The 2,170-nt window shown below is 52.1% G+C and carries 3 protein-coding genes; 2 read left to right on the forward strand and 1 reads right to left on the reverse strand.

Annotated elements, in window-relative coordinates; translation table 11 throughout:
• Nucleotides 1–248: 248 nt before the first annotated feature.
• Nucleotides 249–1,121 carry a 23S rRNA pseudouridine(2605) synthase RluB gene (gene rluB / locus QZ506_RS18010; protein ID WP_291972975.1) on the reverse strand — a complete coding sequence of 291 codons (873 nt, stop codon included), beginning with the start codon at nt 1,119–1,121 and terminating at the stop codon, nt 249–251.
• A gap of 280 nt (nt 1,122–1,401) precedes the next feature.
• On the opposite strand from rluB, the gene QZ506_RS18015 reads away from it, so the two are divergent.
• Together QZ506_RS18015 and QZ506_RS18020 are read left to right on the forward strand one after the other, a co-directional pair.
• Nucleotides 1,402–1,773: a GNAT family N-acetyltransferase gene (locus tag QZ506_RS18015; protein ID WP_291972976.1), complete on the forward strand. Its 372-nt coding sequence runs from the start codon at nt 1,402–1,404 to the stop codon at nt 1,771–1,773.
• Between the two features lie 160 nt (nt 1,774–1,933).
• A partial coding sequence (locus QZ506_RS18020) for an Rpn family recombination-promoting nuclease/putative transposase (RefSeq protein ID WP_291972977.1) occupies nt 1,934–2,170 on the forward strand: 237 nt, incomplete at its 3' end.

Here is a 2,170-nt window from a genome sequence, read left to right on the forward strand (position 1 = left end):
ATCCTGGCAATGAATGTGGAAAGAATGTTTACCGAGATCGATACCAATAAGAGTAACGTTTTCCATGATGGCCTCTCCTGAAAGAAAAACACCCTGCCAGCGTACCGCTCACAGAGTGGGGGTGAACATCTCATTAGGCCCAGCAAGACATCGATTGGTAAGAAATACATTATTGCCATTGCGGGGTGTGGCGACGACACACCCCGTGTAAAACCAGCTACCTTAACGTCACGCTTTTAACATCACACTTAGCCGTTACGCTTTGGCGCACTACGCCGCGCAGGACCTGCGTGGCCGTGGCGTTTTACCGCACGACGAATTTGATTGGCTTTCACCCGACGACGCTCACGCTCAACCGGCAGCTTGCTGGTGGTTTCAGCCGGCAATTGCACCAGTTCGCGCAGATAGTTAAGTTGTTCGAGCGGCATTTCCGTCCAGCCACCGCGCGGCAACCCTTTTGGTAATGGAATGTCGCCATAACTCACGCGAATCAGGCGGCTTACTTGCACGCCAACCGCTTCCCACAAACGACGCGCTTCTCGGTTACGCCCTTCTGTCAGCGTAACGTTATACCACTGGTTTAACCCTTCACCACCGCTGTACTTCAGGGTGCAGAACGATGCAGGACCGTCATCAAGCTGTACGCCTTTGGTCAGCAGCTTGAGTTTATCCTCATCCACTTCACCAAACACACGCACCGCATATTCGCGTTCCACTTCATGACTGGGGTGCATCAAGCGGTTTGCCAATTCTCCGTCGGTGGTGAACAGCAGCAGGCCGGAGGTATTCACATCCAGACGCCCTACCGCCACCCAGCGTGAACCGCGCATTTTCGGCAAACGATCGAACACCGTCGGGCGACCATCGGGATCGCTGCGGGTGCAAAGCTCACCTTCTGGTTTGTAATAAATCAGTACGCGACAGACTGCTTCTTCGGTTTCTTTAACAGAAACCACGTGACCATCGATACGAATGCGGGTTGCTTTGGTTACCTCGACGCGGTCGCCCAGCGTCGAAATTTTGCCGTCCACGCTCACACGGCCTGCCTGGATAATGCCTTCGATCTCGCGGCGTGAGCCGTGGCCAGTACGCGCCAGCACTTTTTGTAACTTTTCGCTCATTGAGCAGCCTCAGAGTGTCGCCTTCACAGGCGTCGGATAAAACAATGAGTTAACGTTAATTTACTCATAACTCACTGATGAGTATCTGTTTAACAGAGGAATCCGGGAAACGCCCTCCCTGTTTATCGCCACATCGCCGTACCCGTAGCGCGAGTGGCAGATAATTCTACATGAATTTTAGGCTAAAAAGCGCATCTTGTTTGAGTACAACGGCATATCAACCGATAATCCTGTTTCCAGGGAACCGTGTACGCTAGCGCCGACACTACAGGAAACGTCCATGACATCGATTTCACCACTGGTCTGCCGTGATGCCACGCACTACGACAGCCATCATCTCGCCGCCATATTGACTGAATGCTTCACGGATTATGTGATACCTTTCACCCTCGATGGCCCGACGTTTGCCACACGCTTTAACGCAGAGGGTCTATCGTTGACTGAGAGCCGCATCTGGAGCGTCAAAAACAACCCGGTAGCGCTGGCAATCATGGTGCGTCGCGGCTCGCGTTGCCGCCTGGCCGCCTTTGCCATTCATCCGCGCTGGCGCCGTGGCGGGTTGGGAACAGCGATGTTGGAGCATCAGCGAAGGTATAAAGTTATAAAACAATATTTATCATATGCTTATGTTATTTTTGCGCTCAAAAAATAGGCGACAAAACACAACAAAGCACGACAATACACGACATTTTTATCAATAACTTACCGTCCATTTCGACCTGCCGACTACGCCAGAATCTCCCAGATTTGACAGACTTGAGGGAGGGGGATTTCGATGGCATACCGTAACCTGAGCAAGGTATACTGCGCCAATGACAACATCCTCACTCTCCCAACATGACTCCCTGTTCAAAAAGTTCCTCGGCGATATCACGGTCGCCCGAGACTTTCTGGAAATCCATCTGCCACCTCATCTGCGGGAGCGCTGCGATTTCAGCACCCTTGCGATGGAGTCAGGTAGCTTTATCGAAGACGACCTGCGCACCCAGTGTTCGGATATGCTCTATTCCGTGCAGACAAAAACGGGGAAAGGCTATATCTACACATTG

Origin of the sequence: Candidatus Symbiopectobacterium sp. (assembly GCF_020054415.1) — a bacterium.
In the GTDB taxonomy this organism is placed as follows: Bacteria; Pseudomonadota; Gammaproteobacteria; order Enterobacterales; family Enterobacteriaceae; genus Symbiopectobacterium.

Coding starts and splice junctions, on each gene's coding strand:
- rluB (WP_291972975.1), bottom strand. CDS start 1,121: ATGAGCGAAAAGTTACAAAAAGTGCTGGCGCGTACTGGCCACGGCTCA.
- QZ506_RS18015 (WP_291972976.1), top strand. CDS start 1,402: ATGACATCGATTTCACCACTGGTCTGCCGTGATGCCACGCACTACGAC.